The organism is Ruminobacter amylophilus, assembly GCF_900115655.1.
GTDB lineage: Bacteria > Pseudomonadota > Gammaproteobacteria > Enterobacterales > Succinivibrionaceae > Ruminobacter > Ruminobacter amylophilus.
In genome coordinates, this window is record NZ_FOXF01000011.1 from 28,637 (window position 1) to 53,382 (window position 24,746).

The window sequence follows — 24,746 nt, forward strand, 5'->3', positions numbered from 1 at the left end:
TTATCACCGTTATCCTTGCAAAATCACCGGTTTATTTACCGGCGAGTTCTTTGATTTCTTTGCTTATGCGCATGGAGCAGAACTTCGGTCCGCACATTGAGCAGAACTCTGAAGCCTTGTGGCAGTCCTGAGGAAGGTCCTCATCATGGAAACGCTTGGCAAGTTCAGGATTGATGCTGAGTGCGAACTGATCATCCCATCTGAATTCAAAACGAGCCTTGCTCATTGCATAGTCCCATGCCGTACTTCCCGGATGTCCCTTTGCCAGATCAGCCGCATGAGCCGCTATACGGTAGGCCATGAGACCTTCACGAACGTCGTCCTTTTTAGGAAGGCCGAGATGTTCCTTCGGAGTAACATAGCAGAGCATTGAGGTACCGAACCATCCAATCATGGCCGCACCGATGCCTGAGGTAAAATGATCATATCCCGGAGCGACGTCGGTAACCACAGGACCCAGGGTATAGAAAGGAGCCTCATGACAGTATTCAAGCTCAAGTTCCATGTTTTCCTTTATGCGGTTCATAGGAACATGTCCCGGACCTTCAATAAGAACCTGAACATTCTTTGCCCAGGCACGCTGAGCCAGTTCTCCCAGTACTTTGAGTTCTGAAATCTGAGCTTCATCATTGGCATCATGAATAGATCCCGGTCTCAGACCGTCACCGAGTGAAATGGCGATATCATATTTCGCACAGATATCGCAGATTTCATCAAATCTTTCATAAAGGAAGTTCTGTTTCTTATGGAACATGCACCACTTTGCCATGATTGAACCGCCGCGTGATACCACGCCGGTAAGTCTTCTGGAGGCCATCGGAATGAACTCGCGGAGAAGACCTGCATGAATGGTGTAATAGTCGACACCCTGAAGAGCCTGTTCAATCAGGGTTTCCCTAAACACCTCAAAGGTGAGATTTTCCGCGATGCCGTTTACCTTTTCCAGAGCCTGATACAGAGGTACGGTTCCGATTGGTACAGGAGAGTTTCTGATAATCTGTTCCCTGGTTTCATGAATATACCTGCCGGTACTGAGATCCATTACGGTGTCGGCGCCGTAAATGGTACTGAACACCATCTTTTCAACCTCTTCCGCAATTGAAGAGGTAATGGCGCTGTTACCGATGTTTGAATTGATTTTCACCTTGAATCTGCGGCCGATTATCATCGGTTCCACTTCAGGATGATTCACGTTGGCCGGAATTACCGCCCTGCCGGCGGCAACTTCCTCGCGGACCATTTCCGGAGTGAAGAAATCCGATTTTGCACCGATGTTCTCACGGGCGGCAATATATCTCATTTCGTCGGTGATTATTCCCTTTCTTGCAAGAGCAAGCTGGGTCATGCAGCCTTCACTTTCACGGGTGATTTTGGCGGATGATATTCCGCACTTTTCGGAAGCTCCTTCAACAATCCTCAGATCATCACGTTTTTTCAGCCATGATTCACGAACAAGCGGAGCCCCCTTTGTCACATCAATGACAGCCGAGGTGTCACCGTAAATACCCGCGGTATCATAAAGATCCACGCTTTCACCGTTGGTAAGACTGACTGTTCTTGAAGGAACGCTGTAATCCGTCCCGGGTACGGGAATGTATCTGCGTGCAGAACGCGGGTAGGCATAACCGCGCAGGGTTTTTAATCTTTCCTGAGAGGCCTTTTCTCTTTCTGAAAATATTTCTTTGAGTGATGGAGATGTTTCTGACATAAGACTGTTCCGGAGGTAACTATACAAAAACACCGGTACGGAATGGTCTTGAAGACCTGACGGTCCAGAAGATTATATCTGTTCCCTTCGCGGGCATTATCCCGGGCAGGTTGTACGGATTTCATAAAATGATCTCAGCCGCAAGGCACTCCGACAGGTGTATAAACTGACTACAATATTACTATTTTTTTCGTAAAATTCAAATTTTTCTGAAATGTCGTCTTTCACCGTGCATCATCCGAATCCATGCCGCGCGACACTGTTCAAAAAATGTTTACAGTCACAATTCTGAAACATCAGTAAAAATTTTTATTCTTGATATTCACGTGAATCATTTAATCTGATACGCGGGGCTGTCAGGAAAAAAGACGCATCTGATTCAGACGGTATTCGGACCTGACACGAAAACATAAACAAAACGACACGGGCAATATGTTAAAAGAACCGTATTCCGGAAACCGGTTCTGGTTCTGACGACATGTCCCGTCAATACCGCAAGACAATAAAGCGCAAAGGATACTTCAATATGAAATTCAGCAAATCAACGGTTATGGCACTCGCATTCAGCGCCATGCTCACAGCAGCCTGCACCACAGCACCGGTACTTACTCCTTCAGAAGTGATTCCGGCATCATACGGTCTGACAAACTCTGAAATAAAGGACGAAATCATTGCCGCGGCTGTAGACAGAGACTGGACTGTAATCAATTCCAACGATCACGAGGTTGAGATATCCTACTCCAAACCGGGTAAAATCGATGTAACCTCAGTTGTGGAATACACCGCAAACTCTTTTGAAATCAAGCTTAAGCACAGTTCAGGTCCGGACGCCTACAAGGACGGAAAGATCCACAGAAACTACAACAGATGGGTCAACAATCTCAAGAATGACATCGATTCAAGACTTAATCACAGACAGGCAGTAAAACACGCACAGAAAAAGAAGTAGGATCTGCAGCCCGCATCTTTCGGAAAACGGCAGTGCCGGTACGGTGAATCCGTCCTGACCCTGCCGTTCGGCCTCCCCCAGAGATTTATGCCTGCCACTTCACACCGGGATAACATCCTGTCTGAAAATCATCCGGCCCCCTCCTGATTACGATATATAGATATTTTATATAAAAAAAGACCTGTATAATAAATTTTTTATAACAGCAAAAAACTATCAAAAACGCTTTTACTGCAAAAATTATCGGAAGAATTTTCTGAAAAAAATTAAAAAATTTACTTTTTAAAATTTTCTAAACTGTTGTTTTTATGCACTTTTCGGAGATTTTTAAACGCAAACGGCAAAATTTTTTACAAGTTTTTTACATATATATAATAACTCGCACCATTTTATCAAACTTTTCAACAATATTCTTATATTTTCAGAAATGTAAATGATATAATAAAACCATGTGAAAATCTTTTTCAGAAGTTTTCACCGGCATAGCATGTTCTTCCCGTAAAAAATGTCAAATATAAATAAAACAAAACGGAAGAGAAGCACAAGGATATGCGATGTAAATCTGTGGCAAGGAAGCCATGGATTTATACGTTTGAGGAATCTGATCCAAGTACATATCTTAAAGTTAAAGGGAAACATTTATTCTAGAGGAAATAAATAAATGAACATAAAGAAACTCGCGACTCTTACCAGTCTGGCATTAGGTGCATTCACTGGTACAGTACTCACTGATCTTGGAACAGCAAATGCAGCAGGTACATTTGCCTGGCAAAAAGAAGTAGTCTGCAAACGCAGTGTTCTGGCAACCCCTATTATGATCACACCTAGCAACCTGAGTTCCGACAAAAATGACGGACAGGGCTGCTTTAACGGTCCTGCAAAGAACTGTAACATGAGAATGTACCAGATTATGGTTGAAAGCTATCTTCACGGAGAAGGCGGAGCCATGGGATATGGTTACGCATGGGGCCCGAGCCAGCATGACGGCAACCTGAAGGGCATTATCGAAAACCTCAGCTACATCAAGTCCACCGGTGCAAATGCAATTCTTCTCACCCCTATTTTCAAAACCGAGGTTGCGCAGGATCAGGATGCTGAACTGTACAAGCTCGACGGTACCGGCTACTTTACTTCAAACTACTTTGAAGTTGACCCTAAGTTCGGTACAAAGGCAGAACTCAAGGAACTGGTTAACAAGGCACACGCTCTCGGCATGCGCGTAATCTTCGACGCCGCATTCGGTCACTCAAAGATCAATGTTAACCCTGTAAGCCCTAGCGGTCACCGTCTGGTTGCAGACAAGCAGTGTCGTGACATCACCGGTAATCCTGACAACATGATTTTCACCTACGGTACCTGTTTTAACACAGCTCAGTCTCTGGACTTCCTCAAGGAAGTTGCCACCTACTGGGTTAAGGAAGCAAAGATCGACGGATGGAGACTTGACCAGACCTATCAGATCAAGCCTGAACAGTGGAAGGAAATCCGCAAGGCAATGGAAGCCGAATCTGCCAAGAGCAGCAATTCATACAAGCTGGGCAACCAGACTGTACAGCCTGCAGCATTCATGATGGCTCAGATGGCTTCATACAACCTCAAGGACTATCAGAATGTAGCATTCGTAAACAACAGTCTTGAAAGTGCAATCAGCCTTCCTTCAAGAAACGCCATGATTCGCGTATTCGCAACCAAGGAATCTCTTTCAAACGGCGACTGTTCAAAGCCTGTTTCATTCCTGAACGAGGAAACCAACAAGCTGAACAATCTTGAAGTACATGCTTCAATGACCAACTACATTTCCGGCCACGACATCGTGAGATTCGGCGACCTTCTCCAGAGAGCAGGTTACGAACAGGACGGCAGAAAGGGTGACTCATACTACAACGCCCATCGTGCAGTATTCAGTTACATGACCGCCATGTCCGGTCCTATGATCATGTTCTACGGTGACGAAGTCGGTGAAGACATGCCTAACTTCGCTAAGCCGCCTGCATCAAAGTGCTACGAAGTCAACCAGTGTGACGACCACGTGGCAAGAACCCAGGCAAGAGCAAGCGGATTCAACTCTCAGGAACTCAACCTGAAGAAGGATATCGCAGAATATCTGAATCTCCGCGATACTCATAAGGCACTGCCAAACGGAAGCCGCCGACACATCTACAGTGATGAAAGCGTATACATTGACCTGAAACAGTACCAGAACGACCGTGTACTCTATGTACTGAACATCGGTGAAAGCACCAGAGAAATTGCCATCAGCAATGAAGTCTGGAACACTCTGGGACTCGGAACCTGCAGCCTTACCAAACTTGTGGGCAAGGGAGCGGTATCTTCAGGCGTGATTGAAGCTCCGTCACTGTCGGGGACTTTCTTCAGTCTTAACTGCAGATAGTATCTGAAACCAGATCGGGGAATAGAAATCACTTTCTATTCCCTGATGACTTTTAAGACCGGTACGATTTAACAAAATTAATCCAAGATATTAACCGTTAATTCAACAGCAATGCAATTTTGTGCCGGCGAAATCAACATATGAAAGGAAACGGGAATTCCCGTAGATAATAATAACGACTTATAAGAAAAACTTAGCCGAAACTGATTTCTGAACTTTCTGAAAAGTACTGATAAATCAGTATATTTTTCCTAAACCGTCAGGATTAAGTATAAAAAACTTACATATATAAAGAACACTCTCATAAAATAGTTGTGAAATAACTTACAGGTATTGACACAATTATTCAGTATTCTTTGTTATATACCTGTCGATGTTTTAGAATCAAAATAGTATGAATACCTGAACATGCAGGGTTTTACATGCTGAAGGCGACATTCTTCTTAAATTATCAAGAGCGAAAAACAAAATGAGTACATTCAAGCAAAAAGGAAACACCTCACCTGCAGCCATAGCACTCGGCGTTGTAGCAACAGCAGGCGTAATCGGTGTAGGCACATGGGCTTATTTAAACGGCAGAACGGACAGCAGTGACGATGTTACGGACAATCTCCATGTTCAGGATGACCAGAAGAACAATCCGGTGGCAGTAGCAGCCGCCCTGTACAACTCTGTTCTGTCAGATGATTTCAGCAACGTTGAAAATCTGACCAACAGACTGAAGGCAATCAAGATTTCCGAACTGGAAGAACAGCTTCACAAGAAGAAGCAGAAGACCGAAAATCTCGACGATTTCGATCTTCAGGAAATCAATGCCATTGAATCTGAATTAAGCAAGTTAAGCAAGAAGAATGAAAGCGAAATTCTTGAAATTGATATCAGTCCGTATCTTTCCAAAGGTGCACTGGACAACATCAGAGGCAAACTCAAGAACATTTCCGAACAGCTGAATGCCAAATCAGTACCTGAAACCTACAAGTTCTACCTTGACGTTGCACAGAACATATTCACCTTCTATAAGCCGAACTCTGTAGAAGAACAGGAACTCATGCGCTCAATCAAGGCATACAAGGCCTTCTCCAGAAACGCATACTACACCATAGAAGATATTCGCTCTCTCTATGGACCTATCGACGCTCTCAAAGTTTGCCGCTATCTCATCGGTGCTGATGACTACAGCCGAATTTCTCCATACGAAATGAGAAACTTCATGGTTCGTGAAATCAACATCATGATCAAGAAGGTTCCTACCAGCATCGGTGACAATCGTGAATTCTTTACCAATGACGATTTTACCGAACTGAATGCCACCACACTTCAGGATCTGGCAAACCTCAATCACGTGCTGCCAAGCGTAATCTCCTACCCTGCCCTTGTTAAGCCGGGAATGGACGATGATCCTCAGGCCAGTGCAAATGAATACCAGAAGATCACCGAAAACTACGACAAGGCTGTAAGAAAGGCAGTAAATTTCGCAAACAATGCGGTTAATTTCTACGAATGTCAGATAAACACCACTGACAGCTTTACAGTAGACGGCGTAATCAACCGTGTTGTACCTACCGATAATCTTATTATCGACAGAATTCCGCTCGAAGTTTATGAAGTTTCTCTCAAGGAGAAAATTCCTGGCTGCACCAACGACACTATTTACGTGGCCGCACCTAAACTCAATGAATACAAGAATCTGATGAAGTCAGGCATGACCAAAATGAGTCAGAATGACATCAATGTCTATTCCGAAGACATCAAGCTGATGGAAAAGATTAACGAAAAGTCAAAAACTCCTATCAAGCTTGAACTTCTCGGTTCTGAACTTGCAGCGGTAGAAAACAAGCAGAAGCAGTTCCCTGAAAGAGGCTTCTATCACGGTAACAACATTGCAGGCAAACTGGTTAACCTCAACCTTCCTTCATACAGTCTGCTGAACACTCTTGATATCCGCCGCAATGCCGACTTAATCTTTATTTCAAGTCCGCTTCTTGCCGCAAAACAGCGTCAGGCTCAGGAAAAGCTCAAGATTGTAAGTTCATTCAAGACCATTGAAGAAAGCATGGTCCTGCTTGATTTTGAATCTCTGCTCAATTCTCCTTATGAATATCTGGCAACCAGAGAAAACTCAATCAACAAGCAGCTGGAAAATCTTTCAAACGTAACTCCTAACCTTCAGCTTCTGGCATCATCTCCTGCGGATCTGGACGTTGACGCCTTCTCCGTTGAGGATACCAATGAAGCAGACGACCTCATTGCCATTGCAAGTAACGATGAAGACACCATTGAGCTTGCCGTGAACACCACCTCTGAAGTAAAACAGCAGGAAGAAGCGGCATCCGAAGCTGCCCGTGCAGCTGAAGAAGCCCGTCGTGAAGCTGAAGAAGCAGCCAAGGCTCAGGAACTTGCGCATGCTGAAGCCGAAGCCGCCGCCAAGGCTGCAGCCGAAGCCGCTGCCAAGGAAGCTGAAGAAGCCGCAAGAGAAGAAGCCGCACGTCTGGAAGAACTGGCTAAGATTGAAGCAGCCAAGGCTGAAGAACTGGCAAAACAGGAAGCCGCCAAGGCTGAAGCAGCCGCTGAAGCAGCCCGCAAGGAAGCTCTTGCAAAAGAAGAAGCCGCTGCCAAGATGGAAGCAGAACTTGCCGCTGCTGCTCAGGCAGAAGCTGAAAAGGCAGCCCAGAGCACTGAAGAAGTTCAGATGCTTACCAAGGAACAGCTGGCAAAGGCTGATTTCAAGACTCTCAAGACTCAGTCAGACGCGGGCAATCCTATCGCCCAGTATGAACTTGCTTCACGCTACATCAGCGGTAAGAAAGGCGTAAGACGTGACATCAAGAACGGTAACGCCCTTCTCGCAAAGGCAGCTGAAGCCGGATATCCTGAAGCTAAATACATGCTCGGTTCCATTTACCTGCAGGGTAAGTACACCAAACAGCAGAAGCAGCAGGGTGCGCAGTATGTAATCGATGTTGCCGAAGCCGGTATGCAGGATGCAATGTATACTGCCGGTAACCTCTATCTTGACGGTTCAATAATTCCGCAGAATTATCAGAAGGCTGCCCAGTTCCTCAGTCTTGCTGCTGAAAAGAACAACACCGACGCTCAGTACAAGCTTGGTATGATGTACCTCGACGGCAAGGGAGTTCAGGCAGATCCTAGAAAGGCTGCAAGTTTCTTTACCAGTGCCGCCAAGAAGAACGGCAATGCAGCCTATCAGCTTGCAAAACTCTATGAAGATGAGAGCGTCAAGAACGTGACATCAGATGAACAGACCATCAAGGATCTGTATATCTTCGCAGCCCGTCACAACGTCAAGGATGCCTACCGCAAGGCAGGTCTGGCTCTGATTGGCAACATGTCTACCAGCAAGGAAGCACTGAAATATCTTGATGAATACATGCACAAGAACGACAAGGACGTTGATACCGTCCTTCTCAAGTACTATGCAAAGACCAACAACACCAAGGAAATCTCAAAGATGATCCTTACTGCTCCGAAGGAAATTCAGGAACAGTATCCTGTTGAAATGGGTCTGCTGTATGCAACAGGCAACGGTGTTACCAAAAACCTGCAGAAGGCCGAGGAATTCTACAAGATTGGTATGGCAAAGAACATTCCTGACGCATTCTGTCACGCAGGTGACCTGTATTCAACCGATGCTTCAGGCAAGAGAAACCTGGCAACCGCAATGCAGTACTACAACAAGGGTATGCAGGCTGGTTCAACCAAGTGTATCGAATCCCTGATTCGTACCAAGCTCGCTGAAAACAAGCGTGACTACAAGGAAATCTTCGCTCTTCTGAACAGAGTTCCTGCAGACAAGCTCAGTGACGGCAGCAAGGTTATTCTTGCATCCTTCTACTTCTACGGTCGCGGCATTGAAAAGAATCCGGCTCACGCTTCAAGAATTCTGAGGAACGTGACCGCACCTAAGGCAAAGCTTGCAAGAGATATCCTGATGGGTCAGAACGTTCAGACCTGCAGCCATTCAGTACTCATGGGTGAAACCGGTAAAGCAACCCACAACACCACCCTCCTGAGTGCCGCAGCTCTTATGAACCTGTTCTATTATACAGAAGTTCGTAATCTCGGTATTGCAAACTATAATGATATCTTCAACAAGGCAAAGCGTATCTGTGGCAATAACCCTGGTCGTTATATTCTTCATGATGCAGACTCAAAAGTCAAGAAACCTGCTTCATCAGAACCTACCGACGCAAAGGCTCAGTATAATCTGGCAATGAATTATTTCTACGAAGGCAATTATGAAAAGGCATTCGAATGGATGCACAAATCAGCAGCCCAGAAATACTTCAAGGCATACAACAACCTCGGTATCTTCTACCTGATGGGTATCGGTACCAACATTAACGCTGAAGAAGCCTACAGAAACCTTAACTACGCCGATTCTGCCGGTGACTATAAGGCTACCTTCAACTTCGCAGCCCTGCAGATGAACGGTATCGGCGGCAGCAAGAACCCTGTTAAGGCTCTGGGTAACATCAAGTCAGCAGCTCTTAAGGGCAACGAAATGGCTACCTACTACATCAGTTCTCTGTATGCGAAGGGGCAGGCTGACGGCAATGTTGATGATGCCATCAGAATTCTGTCCAACATTCTGTACTAACGGACGGTAATGAATTGAATTCCCCGTTATGCCTGAAGCATAACGGGGAATTTTTATGGAACAGAAGTGAATTCGGCAGCTGTTTTTCAGATTAAGACCGCAATTGACTGTACGGACTGCAGATATGGTATTCGCACATGCGATAACAGGTAAGATATTTGTATTTTCTTCAGGATTCCAGAATGTATTTGCAAATCAATCTATTTTCAGCCGCATCAAGACCGTATACTGTTTTCTGATCAGAGGATATGTAATGCTTTACTTTCACTTGAGAAACATAATCCTTAAGCCGGTAATCGTTCCCCAAATCAAGAAAATCATCCATTTCTTTATCCCAGAGTATAAATAATTCCTCTAAACCTTCAGGGCTATATTTCTCCGTTAAATCAGAAACAGATTTGAAGCACCGTAGTATTCTGCCGCAGGAAACAGCCTGAACTTCATAGATGCGTCCGCACCCGGTACAGTACCAGTATTCAATAGGTTCAGAACGGTTCTGGAACGAATTCCGGCACTCAGCCAGTTCATCCCATCCTGTATAAAAATCCCATAATGAGATATCCTGATTGTATGATAATGCTTTGTCAATCTCTGATTTTAAAAACACGTTCAGCCGATGAGGTGACGGGCCTTCCGTGTTTGTCATTTCAGCTCCGCAACGGCATCCCAATCTGGCCATAATATTGCCCCCTATTCTTTACCTGTACTGTTCAAACAGTTACTTTTTTTTATTAGCAATGCCTATATACAGTGCATATATAAAACTGGCAAAAGGAATGAATAACCAAATCAGGTTCCACAACGACTTTCCCATTGATTTAGTTCTGATACCTGCTATCACAATGGAAGCAATAGCAACAGCAGAGCCGATAGCAAGTAAAGTTGTATTTTGATTCTGCTCTACCGAATTCCTGTACAGATTAATTGTCAATATAATGCATGGCCAATACGTTAAATTATAAACAAGACGATTCATATATTTTCTCCTATCAACATTTAAATAATCGCATGGATTATAATTATATACCATATTTTTATTATGAGTTATCTCACATAAAAGATTTTTCCGTTATAGACGTTTTATTCATAAAGAACTAATTTTCAAGGTGAATATAACAACTGCAGCTGCGATTATATCCTGCTGTTTTATCATTCACTTCTAAAACGCTCCCGGGCAGTTCATTTCTAACCGTCCATGCCTTTAACCGACAAGAAGTTTACTGGTCTTTTTCAGGAATTTCGAAGGAATAGGATCTTCAAGTCTCCATATGATGCTCATTGGTTTATTGCCGGTATGCGATACGTAATTTGCTTTTCCAAGGAATGTATAGCTTTCGGTAAATCCGCTGACAGCCGTATTTTTTCTTTCCCTCACAAAGAGAAGTATCGTGTTTCCCGTGGCGGCATGATTAATATACCTCATACCTGTTGCGCTTGTATCGCCTGTAGTACTCTGACTCTGCCAGTGAAAGAGATTCTCGTTTATGGAATAGTCCTTGTACATGGTTGTAGGTGAGTAGTCCCTGTCACTCTTGTTAAGAGTCACCAGAAAGATATCCGTTTTACAGTCATCAAAATACTTCACGCCTTCACGCATATTACCTACATTGTAATAGTCAAAGGCAACCAGAATCTGATTTCTGCTGTATGTACAGTACAGATCCAGCGGCAGATCCTTATCATCAAGAACAGGCCTGTCAACAAAGTCTATTCGGCTGAGATTATATTCAAGAAGCTCCATTACTTCATTCATAATGATTCTGTTGCGCACAAGTCTGAGAATATTGCCTTTAATGCTCCCGGCATTAACATCATCCTCAACATTTACCTTATCCCACAGAGTAAAGCAGAACATGCGCAGCATTTTTTTCTGAATTACTGAAAGCGCATTAAAATCTGCTGTTTCAGCCTTAGGAAGAAAATCAAGAAGAAAACCAATCCATCTTCGTGAATCAATGACAGCCAGACCGTACCATGCCCTTCCGTCAAAAACCTCTTCGCACTCGTCAATGAATCCGCACGCGCACATCATACTGCTGAATGAAGCTTTGTATTTATAGAATATTTTAGGACTGAGCTTGTAATATCGCAGAAAAGCACTCAGTGTAAGTTCCTCTCCGGAATCCTCAGCAAAGGTGGCCATACGGCTGAGAATCCCCTTTCTGGAACTGTAGGAACCGGAAATATTGCTGAGAACATACTCTGACGCTTTTTTCTCAAGTGATATGTAACATCCCTTTGGAACAGAAGGAAATCTGTTCTTAACCTCGTCAGCTACACCTTTTCTGGTACGGGAAAGAAGTGCTCTGAACTTATCCTCAAAATTGTATTTTTTATTGGCCTGACCTATAAAGTCCAGAACAGTTAGACAGTCTTTACCGTCGGCAAGACGAAGACCGCGACCAAGCTGCTGCAGGAACACTGTAAGTGACTCCGTAGGTCTTAAAAACAGAATGGTGTTTACTTCCGGTATGTCCACACCTTCGTTGTAGATGTCCACTACAAATATGAAACTCAGCTCCCCCTTTACCAGTCTGCTTTTTACCCCGTTTCTCAATTCGTCATCACTATTTCCGGTCAGGTACTCGGAAGCAATCCCGTTTCTGTTGAAGAAATCACTCATAAATCTAGCATGTTCAACGGATACACAGAATCCCAGTCCCCTTACCGTGCTCAAGTCCATGGCATATTTATTGAGATTCATTATCACGGAATCTGCTCTTCTTTCCGCTACAGCAGTATTGAGTGAATATACATTGGACAGTTCTTTTTTGTCGTATCCTCCCGCTGTCCACCTGATTTCACTGAGATCAACAGTATCACTGACACCGAAATACTGGAAAGGACAGAGCAGCCCTTTTTCTATGGCTTCGGGAAGTCTGATATCCGCGGCAACACGATAATTGAAATATCTTAGAATATCCTCTCCGTCCATACGTTCAGGTGTAGCTGTCAGCCCGAGAAGAATTTTAGGAGTGAAATAAGAAAGAAGCTTCTGATATGAAGGAGCGGCGGCATGATGGAATTCATCGACAATAATAAAGTCGTAGTAGTCCGGTGTCAGTTTTTCAGTCAGACTTTTGGAGTTCAGACTCTGGATTGAAACAAACAGATGTTCAAACTTTTCCGGAATAAATGAATCAACCATGAGCTCTCCGAAATTTGCATCTCTGAGCACGGCTCTGAACGTTTCCAGACTCTGAACCAGAATTTCCTTTCGGTGAGCAACAAAAAGCAGTTTAGGATAATCATCCACCCTGCCGTTATGGTTATTCTTCCAGAAATTACGGTAATCGAACGCTGAAATTACAGTCTTGCCGGTACCGGTGGCAGCCACCACCAGATTGTGATAATTATTTCTGACTTCTCTTTCAGCCTGCAATTTATCCAGAATTTCCTGCTGATAATTATAAGGTCTTACCTCAAAAAGGTAGCAACCACCTTTCGATATGCTGCTTCCTCTCTGTTTTTCCTGTTTAAGAGCCTGAATAAGACGTGACTTTCCATCGAGAGAAAAAATCTCAAAATCTGAAGAATTCCAGTATATGTCAAAGGTTTCCTCTACCTTGTCAAACGTTTCTGGAAGTTCTTTTCTGGTAATTTTCAGATTCCATTCCAGACCATAGGAAATAGCCTTTTGAGAAAGATTGGATGAACCTATGTACGCGGTGGAAAACCCCGTATTACGACAGAATACATAGGCTTTGGCATGAAGTCCGACATGCTTTGTTTCATAGCATATTTTAATTTCCGTATTAGGCAGTTCGGCTAGCTTTTCCACAGCGGCGGCTTCCGTAACTCCCATGTACGAAGTGGTGATTATTCTTAACTTTCCGCCTCTGCCGGTAAAGAGCTTCAGCTGGTCATAGATCAGACGTATTCCCGCACAGCGGATAAATGACACCAGCATGTCAATTCTGTCAGCCGTTAAAATCTCCTTCTGCAGTTCGGCAAACATCGAAGGTTCCTTTTCAGAGCCGGTGAACAGGCTTGATTCAACCAGAGATGTCTGAGGTCTGACAGGTTTTACGTTGTCATTAACGGTTCTGACATTGTTCTCACGTCCGGATACGGACAGCAGTTCCAGAGCACCGACCGTTCCCTTGTCATTGATTTTTTCCAGTGGAATGGCGAAACTGCTCAGGGAATTTTCATTTGTCTGTAACTGAAGATTCTCAATCAGATTATTTGCCATCTGAATTTTGGACGAAACGTTATTACAGGAATTCATCCCGAGCTCTACAACTTCAGCAACGTATCTTGATAAGGTTCTTGAGGCATCCTCTTCACTCAGCTCTCTTGTATCAACTATTTTTGAACCGTCATTTATCTTTTCCTTAAGCAGCTGATTTACAAGCTGTTCATAGAGTCCGTCCTCAAGCATAATCCACCCCGTACAGATAATAAATGTTCTTTCAATTTTTATTTATCCAGGATAGCACAATCATTTTTCAGACTCACGTATTTTTTTAATACTGATAAAAAAACCGGACAGACTTTGCAATATTAAGCAAAATTCTGTCCGGCAATCAAAACAGCCTGTTGTCTGTTTCAGGCAAGATTGTAGAAATTAGTTATACTGACTTCTTAAAATCTTAGCTGCTTCAACAAGGTTCTGCAGACTCTTCTTGGTTTCTTCGTTTCCTCTGGTCTTGAGACCGCAGTCCGGGTTTACCCATACCTTGTGGTAGTCTTCTCTTGAAACAATGAGCTTTAATGCATTCACGATTTCGTCAACTGAAGGAACGCGTGGTGAATGAATATCGTAAACACCAGGACCTACTTCAGTCTTGAAGTTATTGGCCTTCAATGCATCGAGTACGGCGAAGTCTGAACGTGAAGCTTCGAAGGTGATTACGTCAGCATCCATTGCGTCAATCCAAGGAATGATTTCATTGAATTCACTGTAGCACATATGAGTGTGAATCTGAGTTTCAGGCTTAACACCGCTGTGAACAAGTCGGAAAGCAGGAATAGCAAAATCAAGATATTCACTTTCCCAGTCACTGCGACGGAGCGGTAATTTTTCCTTCAGGGCAGCTTCATCAATCTGGATGATTCTGATGCCGGCCTTTTCAAGATCCAGTACTTCATCTCTTAATGCAAGAGCAAGCTGCTGAATTGAAGTCTTAACAGGAAGATCTTCACGAGGGAATGACCAGTTGAAAATGGTTACCGGACCGGTAAGCATACCCTTTACATCCTTGTCAGACTTGCTGTTGGCAAATGCACTCATCTTAACGGTCATAGCTTCCTTACGGGTTACGTTACCCCAGATTACAGGAGGCTTAACGCAACGGCTGCCGTATGACTGAACCCACCCGTTCTGAGTGAAGATGTAACCGTCAAGCTTTTCACCGAAGTATTCAACCATGTCGTTACGTTCGAATTCACCGTGAACCAGAACGTCAAGACCGAGTTCTTCCTGCAGTCTGAGACAGTCTACAGTCAGAGCGGCAATACCGTCTTCATATGCCTGTCTGGTGATGGCACCGTTCTTGAAATCACGTCTTAAAGCTCTGATCTGAGCAGTCTGAGGGAATGACCCGATGGTAGTTGTCGGGAACAGTGGAAGACCGAGAACATCATGCTGAATGCGGAGACGTTCGGTTCTTTCAGGTAATCTGGTGAAATCAGCTTCGGTGAGTGAAGCAATCTTGGCATCAAGAGCCGCATCATCTTCAACACGCTTAACACTGAACAATGCTCTGTTGTCGGCAAGGAACTTGTCGGCACCGGAATCGCCGTTTACAATTGCCTTGATTTCATTGAGTTCGGCAAGCTTCTGTCTTGCGAAAGAAAGATAGCTGAGAATCTTGGCTGAAAGCTTGGTTTCAAATTCAGTGCTTTCAGGTACATGGAGTAATGAACAGCTGCAGCCTAAAGCACAGTTGATGCCTAAAGACTTGAGTTCATCAAGAGCCTTGATTACGGTATCGTAATTGCTGCGCCAGATATTCTTACCGTTGATGAGACCTGCAACCAGAACGGTATCCTTAGGGAAGCCGTTTGCTCTGATAAGATCAAAGGTCTTTCTGCCTTCTCTGAAGTCCAGGGAAATGGCATCAAAGCCTAATGAGGTTACTTCATTGTAGATATCTCTGATATCACCGAAATAGGTATCAAGACCAATCTTGAGATTACCCTTTACAGAAAGAAGCTTGCGATAGATTTCAACAAAAAGCTGTTTGTCTTCAGCGGTTAAATCCTTAACCAGTGAAGGTTCAGCGAATGATACGAAAGATGCATTCTTTGAACGACAGAAATCAAGGAATTCAACATATTCGCTAACAAGAGCATCCCTGAGATCATTAACTGAAGTGCCGGCAACGTACTTAACAAGCTTGAGCAGAGTGAAAGGACCGGTCTGGGCAACCTTGTAGTTAAGCTTTAATTCGTTTGCTTCGTCAATCAGACCTGAAAGAAATACAGGATTGAACTTAACAACGTTCTTACCGTCGAATTCAGGTTCGATGTAGTGGTAGTTTGTATTGAACCACTTCTTCATAGGTAAGGCTTTCAGATCCACGCTATCGGTCTGTACACCGCGGGCCATAGCAAAATAGGTATCAAGATCGTTAAGACCTGACTTCACATAGCGTTCAGGAATAATGCCGAACTGTAATGCGGTATCAAGGAGGTTATCATAGAAAGAGAAATCTCCGCATGGAACCAGATCAATATTCTGTTCTGCGAAGTAGCCGTAATGCTGCTTACGGATTTGAGCTGCAACTGACTTGAGTTCTTCGGCAGGAATTTCATGCTTGAAATATTTTTCAAGTGCGAACTTGAGTTCACGCTTACCGCCGATGCGAGGATAACCGATGATGGTGTTTAACATATTGTGTATCTCCTTTCTTATGGTCTGAAAACCTTAAGTAGTTATAAGTAAAAAATTCTTCTGAGGAAGCCGAAAAAAGAAACATTAACCTGTGTCAACCATTCCTCTTTCCGGAATTCCTTTTCTTCAGAATGAAATAGCAATTTCAGAAAACAACATTCCTTAAGCAGAAGTCCTTTCAGGTCTGTTCCTCAAGGAATGTGATAATTATATATTTGCGTTTTGTTATAGGCAATTTCTATTTAATTATATTGTGTTATAAAAATATTTTATAGATAATCTGATACGGTTCAAATTATCGGAGTCAATATTCTTCAGAAAAGGCATAGAAACAGCATGCAGCAGGTAAAGCAGAAAACTCATTTTTCAAAAAAAAGCCGGAAGCTGCTGTTTACAACAGAGAAATAAATAAAAGGAAAAGCATTATGACATTGATGATATTACCGCTTATCAGTCTTAAGTATCTGTTTTTAACCGACATAAATGGAATAAGCGTCAAAGCATTAATCAGAAGCAATTACAACAACAGGTAAAATGCTGTAATTCACTGAATTACCTGAATATCACATCCGCATACATGCACGGCGTAAGACATATGTCTGCGGCTTACATCATTCGAACTCGGCATCTCTGACGTTATCATCAGCCGCTTTTTTGGTCTTGATATGAGACCAGAAAATATCCATGGCTGATTCAGCCTGTCCGACATGATACAATCCGGGCCATACGGAGATTACAATCAGTGTAATAATCGGTATGGCCAGTATGACAAGCAGTGCAAGTAACGATGACACGATATTGTCATTCAGAATACCTGTAACCAGGTTCATAATCACGGTCAGATAAAGCATTATTCCGCCGGTAAAAACCATAAACATGAAGTTCACAGCAACCAGCATAAGCAGACTGAAAGTCATTGAATACAGCACTATTCCGGGCAGAAGATGAATAAAATTCTTTCTTACGGCAGAAATACTCATGAACATGGCTCTGAAAACAGGCACGTTGCCGAGAACTATCAAAGGCATTGTAAAAGCCTTAATGAAATAATAGAAAAATCCAAAAAAACAGCCTACTGAAAAACCAACCAGTCTGACACCCCATATGCAAGCATCCTGAGGCTGAATACCGTTCTGCTCTCCGGACTGATAGAACCTGATTACCAGATCGTAAAAATCGGTAACATGTCCCACAACAAAGATTAAGGTTATCACCAGGAAGAAACAGCACAGAATAAGCGTATCAATCAGAGAAAAGATAAATGTGTCCAGAAAGCTTTTTCCCAAAGCGGAAAACATCTCGGATGACGTGTTTTTACGGATATACTTTTCGGATATGATATACATGACGGAAACGGCGGTCATGATATTGGTTAAAAAAGGGAAAAGGAAAGGAAAGAAGAGATATACGATAAACACGGCCTGAATAACACCGGATATTATCCAGTACTGCTTTGTCAGAATACTCCGTAAAACGACCTTTTTCCATTTTCCCGCCTCTGCTGCCGGTACTCTGACGGTACCTTTACCATTCAGTACAAAATCTTCAAAGTGAAGTGAATCATCTTCAGAGCCTTTCTCAAGCAATGCAGTCATCTCAGAAGCCATATCAAACCTTGCATGTATTTTATGTTTACCGATAATCCTGACTGAAACAAATTCAGCTGTCTGACAGTTTCAAAGTATCTTGAGTTTATCAAAAAAAGCATAAAAAATCATACAAAGTCCCTCTCCTGCGGAAACAGAAGAAAGATTTTATGCCGTAACACACAATAAATGACATATTTGTGTCCTGCCTTTTTCATTATTCTCCCCAAAAACGCCGTCCGACATTTTTGTTAACCTTTTTGCAGTTTTTTAGCTAAACAGATGTTTAATTTTTCATCACGCTTAATTTTTAGACTTTCAACATATTTATAAATTTCTATACATAAAACGAGAACAATATCACGTATAATCATACACCAAACACATTATTTTGTGATTTTGTGTAAATTTTTAACACGTATTCTACATTTAAAACAACAATTTAACTAAAATACATTCGGTTACTGACGAAGAGAACATATTTAAATAACAAGACTGCCGTCACAATTAAAAGTGCAGGCAAAAATCAGTGACTTATGAATTATAAATAAACTCAAACTTACATATTAACTTAACTCATTCAAGAATCAATGGTGATGGCTCATGGGACTATTGAATACCATATCTAGTATCATGTCAGGAAATTATGGTAAAGCAGGCCTGCGTAACATGGAAACAACAAGCGAGGAATACGCAAACCGCTATAATCCTAACGAACTGATAAAAAGAATTGAATCACGCAGTGCTCAGATTCCTCATACAACCAGAGAAACCTGCTGTCTTGCCCTGCTTAAGAAGGATCCTAATTTAAGACAGGTTGCTGAAGTATGGTCCGTATATTACGGTTCAAAGAGAGTCGCTTTAAATCAGGTAGACCATTATAAAAAGACCGGTTCAGAAGTATTCTCTCACGCATTACTTGAGAAGCTTGAAGACCTGCGTCAGGTATTTAATGACAACGGAACCTATTAAAACTATTGTTGCCTGATGCCCTACGGATTTTATGCTGCACTGGCGCACAATAAAGCTGATTAAATTAACTACCACATACCGTTAATAATAACGGACTACAATAAATAAACCAAACCTCCAAGTCAAGGCTTGTTTACTTTCCCCAAAGTTCAGGCCTTGTTTTTTTACGGCCTGACCGAGTGCCGTGACATTCTTTGAAAATATCAGTAAAAAGTCATCCACTCTCCGTACTACGTCAACTTTATGACTCTGTTCTGCAGATTCTTAAGCAGACGCAGAAACAGATATCTGGACAGAACTCTCAGAGTATATACCGCCACCCCGGTGTAGTAGACTCCACCTACAATCAAAAAAACGTCATCACGTCTGAATATTCCGCTGCCGCTCACATCCGTTATATGAGCAGTAATAAACTTCTGCAGAAAAGACATAATCTGAGGCAGATGGGCATTGTATACGACTATAAGAGCTGCCAGACCGAAGACAGTCAGCACAACCTGCATATAATCCTTACACAGCTGTCTGGCCGATACTTTAACCGCAACGTAATCCTTAAGTCCCGGTATCTTGATTGAAATATAGAATATCAGAGCATTCACCACTGTAATCAGATACACGGTGCCGAGAATCCCCCACCACAGCCACGAATATCCGACAGGCTGCCCCGTTACGATCTGAATTCCGTTGAGTTCCGCCTCAAGTTCATCTTTCCACAGATAACCGTACAGCATCACGAATCCGGAAAAAACAGTCATAACCAGAGGAATTTCCAACAGAAAAACCCATTTTAATCTCAATGACAGTCCGAAAATCTCCCTGACGATAATCAGTCTTTTATGCGATATGAACATGGGAAGAATCCACCAGCAGAAAGGCAGGAACATCAGAGACAAAACGGCCATAACGAGAGACTGAAACCAGTATCCCGGTTCCGTTATGATGATTCTGAGTCCGCTCTTTATAAGTCTTACCGCCCATATGGCGTATTTATCCAGACCTGGTTTATGCATTTATATTTCCGTTTCATCCAGTAAATGTGCCGAATCCGTCGGTCCGGCAGGGATAACAATAAAAAAGGCAGAGGATAACCTCTGCCGTTTATATCTTCAGTCTATTCGAATTACTTAGACATCAATGCGTAAGCAATTACAATCATGAGCTGCGGAGTAAGAATACGCAGGAACATGGTAAACGGATATACGGTTGCATAACCTAAAGAACTTGCTTCTGAGTTCTTGTACATACCGTTTGCGAAAGCCAGAGCTGGAGGATCTGTCATAGAACCTGCCATGGCACCGCATACTGAGAGATAGTTAATCTTTGATACCCTGTAAGCAAGGATACCGCAGATGAAGATAGGGATAAAGGTTACGAACACGCCATAGCCCATCCAGGTAAGACCGTCACCGTGAACCAGAGTATCCACGAATCCGCTTGCACCTGAATTGAAACCAACGATGGCAAGGAACAGAACAATACCGATTTCTCTTAATGCACTGTTACCTGATGCAGGCATGAACCAGTGCATCTTACCAAAGGTAATATTGTGACCGAAACGTGAAAGAAGAATAGCCACAACCAGAGGACCGCCGGCAAGACCTAACTTGAGGGCAGCAGGGAGACCTGGAACAGGGATTGCTACGGAACCGAGCATCATACCGAGGAACAGACCGATAAATACCGGTAACATGTGAACCTTCTGCATGGCTACGGTGCTGTCACCGACGATATTGGCAACCGCATCGATTGATTCCTTGCGACCAACGAGATTTAACTGGTCACCGAAATGCAGTGTGGTACCTTTATGAGGAATGAATTCCATACCGGTACGGATTAAACGTGACACTGCAACATCGAACTTTGATTTGATTTCAAGAGAATCAAGAGTCTTACCGAGAATCTTTTCATTGGTAACAACAATCTTGCGAACTGAAAGTTCGGTACCCTTGGTGGTTAATGAAACCTGAACCGGTTCACCGATGAAGCCGCAGGCTGCGTTAAGATCGGCATCATTACCTACGAGGTGAAGAATATCACCTGCGTAAACAACGGTATCAGCCTTAGGAACCATTAAGATATCACCTCTCTTTAAACGGGAGCAGATAACCTTGTTGCCTTTAAGAACGCTGATATCAGAAATCTTGAGACCGAATAATTCAGAATTGTTTACAGAAACGTTCTGAGTATCCAGATCCTTTCTGTTGCTCTTCTTCTGAAGTTCATACTTTTCACCTTCAGCATTGATGTTAACTTTGAAGAAGAATCTGATGAGCAGCATGGTAATGATGATACCGCAGATACCGAAAGGATATGCAACAGCATAGGCAGAAGCTACGTTGTTTGCGTCAAAACCTGCAGGAACAGCGCCTGCTGCCATACCATCCACCAGATCCTTAATCATGGCCTGACCGGCACCGAGAGCAGGGGTATTGGTAACAGCACCGGCATAGATACCGATGGTTGAATCAAGATTCATGTCAAAGAAAACATTGAAGCTGAGGGCGATTGCTGCACCGAGGAATACAATGAGAACGGCATAACCGATAAGCTTGAGACCGGCACCCTTTAAAGAAGCAAAGAAGCCAGGACCAACCTGTATACCGATAGTATATACGAATAAGATAAGGCCGAATTCCTTAACGTAGTGGAGAATTTCCTTGAAAGTATGTACCTTTCCTACAGCCTCTGCATTTTTAACGACGTCACCGCCGTTATCTAAAATAGTTTTAAAAGAATCTCCGGAGAAATTAGGAATCCATCCGAGCTCCTGAGCAAGCCATCCCATAAAAATACCGCCGAAGAGAACCCCGCCGATACCCAGACCAACACCTTTATACTTTATTGCCCCGAGTAAAATACCTATCACTGAGGATAAAGCAATCATTATAGTGATGATCGAGATTTCACTAAATGAAAATAAATTCATACAAACTATACCGATCGATTGATTAAATTTAACTTACGGCCGCAGAATTTAACGCGGCCACATAAAAAACGTGAGCATTTTATCACTTTAGATCTCAAAACGCTATTATAAAAAGAGTTTATTTTTTGCCGTTCCGCAAGCCGTTAATAACTTGTTCCGACGGCCCTGATGCTTATTTAACCGTCAACTGTCACACAAAATGATTTCTTTATTTTTTTTACAATCTTTTAACGCAATTCACAAAAAAATGTATAATAAGCACGGATTTCTATTTTTTTGTTTTTTATGTTTTTTATTTTGAGGATTTAATCTTATATGAACAGTAACGTGAAAGCTGCTCCTGGCAATGTATCGCCGCTAACAGCTCTCAAATCTAATTTCCTTGGTGATGCACCGACATGGTATAAGCACCTTATCCTGTTTTTCTTAATAGCCAATCCTTTCATATACAGCGCTTCAGCCTCAGTAGCCGGCTGGTGTCTGGTTGCCGAGTTCATTTTCACTCTGGCAATGGCTCTTAAGTGTTATCCTCTTCTTCCAGGCGGTCTGCTGGCCATCGAAGCCATTGCCATCGGCATGACTACAGTGGAAGAAGTAAAGGCCGAAATATATCACAATCTGGAAGTTATCCTCTTACTGATGTTCATGGTGGCAGGCATTCACTTCATACGAGAACTGCTTGTTGCAATATTTACAAAGATTCTGCTTTCGGTAAGGTCAAAAGTAACCCTTTCGGTTATTTTCTGTGTACTCGCAAGCTTCCTCTCAGCATTCCTTGATGCACTTACCGTTCTTGCGGTAATCATTACCGTGTGCACCGGTTTCTACACCATTTATCACCGTGTAATCACTCCTGAAAAGACTCAATTAAGCGATAACTCCAAGGTTTCAGGCGAAGATCGTGTTGTTCTGGACAAATTCAGAGCATTCCTTCGTTCACTGCTGATGCACTCAGCTGTCGGTACCGCGCTCGGCGGTATCTTTACCATAGTCGGTGAGCCTCAGAATCTTATTATCGGTGATACCGCAGGATGGCATTTCGTTGAATTTGCCCTCCGTGTATCTCCTATATCAGTTCCTGTATTCATCTGCGGTATTCTGACCTGTATCTTTGTGGAAAAATTCAAGATCATCGGCTTTGGTGAACCTCTCCCTGAACAGGTTTATACAATTCTCGAACAGAACTACCAGAAGAGACGCAGCAATCAGACCACCGGTCAGAAGATATCCCTCATCTGTCAGGTTCTTGTGGCAATCTGGTTAATCGTAGGTCTGGCTCTGCATCTGGCTCCTGTAGGTTTAATCGGTCTTTCAGTTATTATTCTTGCCACCACATTCACCGGTGTTAACAGTGAATCAGAAATCGGCAAGGCATTCACTGAAAGTCTGCCGTTCACTTCATTGCTGTGTGTATTCCTGTCCATCGTTGCGGTAATCACTCATCTTGATCTGTTTGACCCTATCATCCAATGGGTGCTTTCAGTGGACAAGGCTGCTCAGCTTCCTCTCTTCTATGTGGCAAACGGTGTGCTCTCCGCAGTATCTGACAACGTGTTCGTGGCTTCAGTGTACGTAACTCAGATTAACAATGCCTTCCAGAACTGCTCTTTAAGCAGAGAACAGTTTGACATGCTGGCCATCGCCATCAACTCAGGCACCAATCTTCCTTCAGTTGCAACTCCTAACGGACAGGCTGCATTCCTCTTCCTGTTAACCTCTGCAATCGCACCGTTAATCAGACTTTCATACGGCAGAATGTTCATTATGGCGATTCCATATACCATTGTTCTTTCCATTGTCGGCTTCTTATGTACCTGGTATCTCTTACCGTACATGACCGATATCTATATCGACATGGGATTACTGAACGAAGTTGAACAGGTCTGCACAGGCAAGTAATATTACTGTCCGTACAGTTAAGGTTCAGTAAACAATGAAAACAGAGAGGTATCGTGACAGGTCACGATACCTCTTTCTTTATCCATAAAAAAGCAATTTTCGGTTGCCTTATGGTGTATAATAAAAACAGTTTTACGTAATTTATGACCTGTTCTGATATTTGAAATTTCTGATGTTTAGTGAAATTTATACCGTTACCGGCCCGGTGGGACTGGTTCTGATTGTTATGGCCGTCGTGGCCGCGTTTCTGGCACTGTACAGTTTCAGTTATGTTTTTCTGTCTCTGATGAAATTCAGGGCCTTCATGAAATCTTCCTCCAGTCTGCGTTCACTTCCTGAAGATCTGAAAAAGTGGATTGACGGAAATGAATTCTGCTACATATCCGTACTTACTCTTAAACGTCTGCTGAACAGAAAGGAAGTTTCCGCCGAAAACATCCGTCAGGAAACGGGATTTCTTTTCAACATCAGATTAAAAGGTCTATTCAGCGCCCTGACCTGCCTTAAGGTTATTGCCGTAATATCTCCGTTGTGCGGACTTCTGGGAACGGTTCTCGGTATGCTTGAAGTCTTTGACGCTCTGTCACTCAATACAGGAGTAAACCCTGCTCTTCTGTCGAAAGGCATATCCGAAGCGCTGATTACCACAGTAATGGGACTTGTAATAGCCATTCCGGCACTTATTGCCTTTCATCTTATTAACCTGTGGGTCAGAACAATCAGCGGATCCATTCTGAATAAACTCAGTCTCAATATGGATGATCTCGACAACAGACCGGAACTGAAAGCGGCGACCGCCGGCAGACTCAACGGTCTGGATTTTCATGATGAACCGGCTGACGTCAGACAGTAATA

General features: G+C 43.1%; 14 protein-coding genes and 1 riboswitch. Of the genes, 6 read left to right on the top strand and 8 right to left on the bottom strand.

The annotated features are described in order from the left end of the window. Positions 1–31 precede the first annotated feature (31 nt). Positions 32–1,708, bottom strand: a complete 1,677-nt coding sequence (thiC, locus tag BMY80_RS04555) for a phosphomethylpyrimidine synthase ThiC (protein WP_093141329.1) — start codon at positions 1,706–1,708, stop codon at positions 32–34. Between the two features lie 65 nt (positions 1,709–1,773). Then, a riboswitch (TPP riboswitch) is annotated at positions 1,774–1,871 on the bottom strand. Between the two features lie 363 nt (positions 1,872–2,234). On the opposite strand from thiC, the gene BMY80_RS04560 reads away from it, so the two are divergent. The 3 genes from BMY80_RS04560 (at position 2,235) to BMY80_RS04570 (ending at position 9,667) form a co-directional block, all read left to right on the top strand. Beyond that, the gene (locus tag BMY80_RS04560) at positions 2,235–2,657 is read left to right on the top strand and encodes a hypothetical protein (protein ID WP_093141331.1); all 423 of its coding nucleotides are present in this window, start codon (positions 2,235–2,237) and stop codon (positions 2,655–2,657) included. A 661-nt stretch (positions 2,658–3,318) separates the two neighbouring features. Further along, positions 3,319–5,049: an alpha-amylase family glycosyl hydrolase gene (locus BMY80_RS04565; RefSeq protein WP_093141334.1), complete on the top strand. Its 1,731-nt coding sequence runs from the start codon at positions 3,319–3,321 to the stop codon at positions 5,047–5,049. A gap of 469 nt (positions 5,050–5,518) precedes the next feature. Beyond that, on the top strand, positions 5,519–9,667 hold the full coding sequence (locus BMY80_RS04570) for a tetratricopeptide repeat protein (RefSeq protein WP_093141337.1): 4,149 nt from the start codon (positions 5,519–5,521) through the stop codon (positions 9,665–9,667). Positions 9,668–9,836: 169 nt separating this feature from the next. On the opposite strand, the gene BMY80_RS04575 is transcribed toward BMY80_RS04570, so the two are convergent. The 5 genes from BMY80_RS04575 to BMY80_RS04595 all read right to left on the bottom strand — a co-directional run bounded on the left by BMY80_RS04575 (position 9,837) and on the right by BMY80_RS04595 (position 18,115). Beyond that, positions 9,837–10,346: a hypothetical protein gene (locus BMY80_RS04575; RefSeq protein WP_143066450.1), complete on the bottom strand. Its 510-nt coding sequence runs from the start codon at positions 10,344–10,346 to the stop codon at positions 9,837–9,839. 39 nt (positions 10,347–10,385) lie between these two features. Next, positions 10,386–10,643 carry a hypothetical protein gene (locus BMY80_RS04580; protein ID WP_093141342.1) on the bottom strand — a complete coding sequence of 86 codons (258 nt, stop codon included), beginning with the start codon at positions 10,641–10,643 and terminating at the stop codon, positions 10,386–10,388. 225 nt (positions 10,644–10,868) lie between these two features. Beyond that, entirely contained in the window at positions 10,869–14,051 is a 3,183-nt protein-coding gene (locus tag BMY80_RS04585; RefSeq protein WP_093141344.1) for a DEAD/DEAH box helicase, read from the bottom strand. Between the two features lie 186 nt (positions 14,052–14,237). Next, on the bottom strand, positions 14,238–16,508 hold the full coding sequence (gene metE / locus BMY80_RS04590; RefSeq protein WP_093141348.1) for a 5-methyltetrahydropteroyltriglutamate--homocysteine S-methyltransferase: 2,271 nt from the start codon (positions 16,506–16,508) through the stop codon (positions 14,238–14,240). A 611-nt stretch (positions 16,509–17,119) separates the two neighbouring features. Then, a complete protein-coding gene (locus BMY80_RS04595) occupies positions 17,120–18,115 on the bottom strand; it encodes a hypothetical protein (RefSeq protein ID WP_093141350.1) in 996 nt (331 codons plus the stop codon). A 582-nt stretch (positions 18,116–18,697) separates the two neighbouring features. On the opposite strand from BMY80_RS04595, the gene BMY80_RS04600 reads away from it, so the two are divergent. Beyond that, complete coding sequence (locus BMY80_RS04600; protein ID WP_143066451.1) at positions 18,698–19,066, top strand: hypothetical protein; 369 nt, start codon at positions 18,698–18,700, stop codon at positions 19,064–19,066. Positions 19,067–19,296: 230 nt separating this feature from the next. Here the strand turns inward: BMY80_RS04600 and BMY80_RS04605 are convergent, their stop codons facing one another. Next, on the bottom strand, positions 19,297–20,076 hold the full coding sequence (locus tag BMY80_RS04605; protein WP_093141353.1) for a hypothetical protein: 780 nt from the start codon (positions 20,074–20,076) through the stop codon (positions 19,297–19,299). A gap of 110 nt (positions 20,077–20,186) precedes the next feature. Then, on the bottom strand, positions 20,187–21,992 hold the full coding sequence (locus BMY80_RS04610; protein WP_031579094.1) for a putative transporter: 1,806 nt from the start codon (positions 21,990–21,992) through the stop codon (positions 20,187–20,189). A gap of 315 nt (positions 21,993–22,307) precedes the next feature. Here BMY80_RS04610 and nhaB point away from each other — a divergent pair, with 315 nt between their 5' ends. Then, on the top strand, positions 22,308–23,891 hold the full coding sequence (gene nhaB / locus BMY80_RS04615) for a sodium/proton antiporter NhaB (RefSeq protein WP_093141356.1): 1,584 nt from the start codon (positions 22,308–22,310) through the stop codon (positions 23,889–23,891). A gap of 172 nt (positions 23,892–24,063) precedes the next feature. Beyond that, on the top strand, positions 24,064–24,744 hold the full coding sequence (locus BMY80_RS04620) for a MotA/TolQ/ExbB proton channel family protein (protein WP_093141358.1): 681 nt from the start codon (positions 24,064–24,066) through the stop codon (positions 24,742–24,744). Positions 24,745–24,746: the final 2 nt, after the last annotated feature.

Coding starts and splice junctions, on each gene's coding strand:
- thiC (WP_093141329.1), bottom strand. CDS start 1,708: ATGTCAGAAACATCTCCATCACTCAAAGAAATATTTTCAGAAAGAGAA.
- BMY80_RS04560 (WP_093141331.1), top strand. CDS start 2,235: ATGAAATTCAGCAAATCAACGGTTATGGCACTCGCATTCAGCGCCATG.
- BMY80_RS04565 (WP_093141334.1), top strand. CDS start 3,319: ATGAACATAAAGAAACTCGCGACTCTTACCAGTCTGGCATTAGGTGCA.
- BMY80_RS04570 (WP_093141337.1), top strand. CDS start 5,519: ATGAGTACATTCAAGCAAAAAGGAAACACCTCACCTGCAGCCATAGCA.
- BMY80_RS04575 (WP_143066450.1), bottom strand. CDS start 10,346: ATGGCCAGATTGGGATGCCGTTGCGGAGCTGAAATGACAAACACGGAA.
- BMY80_RS04580 (WP_093141342.1), bottom strand. CDS start 10,643: ATGAATCGTCTTGTTTATAATTTAACGTATTGGCCATGCATTATATTG.
- BMY80_RS04585 (WP_093141344.1), bottom strand. CDS start 14,051: ATGCTTGAGGACGGACTCTATGAACAGCTTGTAAATCAGCTGCTTAAG.
- metE (WP_093141348.1), bottom strand. CDS start 16,508: ATGTTAAACACCATCATCGGTTATCCTCGCATCGGCGGTAAGCGTGAA.
- BMY80_RS04595 (WP_093141350.1), bottom strand. CDS start 18,115: ATGGCTTCTGAGATGACTGCATTGCTTGAGAAAGGCTCTGAAGATGAT.
- BMY80_RS04600 (WP_143066451.1), top strand. CDS start 18,698: ATGGGACTATTGAATACCATATCTAGTATCATGTCAGGAAATTATGGT.
- BMY80_RS04605 (WP_093141353.1), bottom strand. CDS start 20,076: ATGCATAAACCAGGTCTGGATAAATACGCCATATGGGCGGTAAGACTT.
- BMY80_RS04610 (WP_031579094.1), bottom strand. CDS start 21,992: ATGAATTTATTTTCATTTAGTGAAATCTCGATCATCACTATAATGATT.
- nhaB (WP_093141356.1), top strand. CDS start 22,308: ATGAACAGTAACGTGAAAGCTGCTCCTGGCAATGTATCGCCGCTAACA.
- BMY80_RS04620 (WP_093141358.1), top strand. CDS start 24,064: ATGTTTAGTGAAATTTATACCGTTACCGGCCCGGTGGGACTGGTTCTG.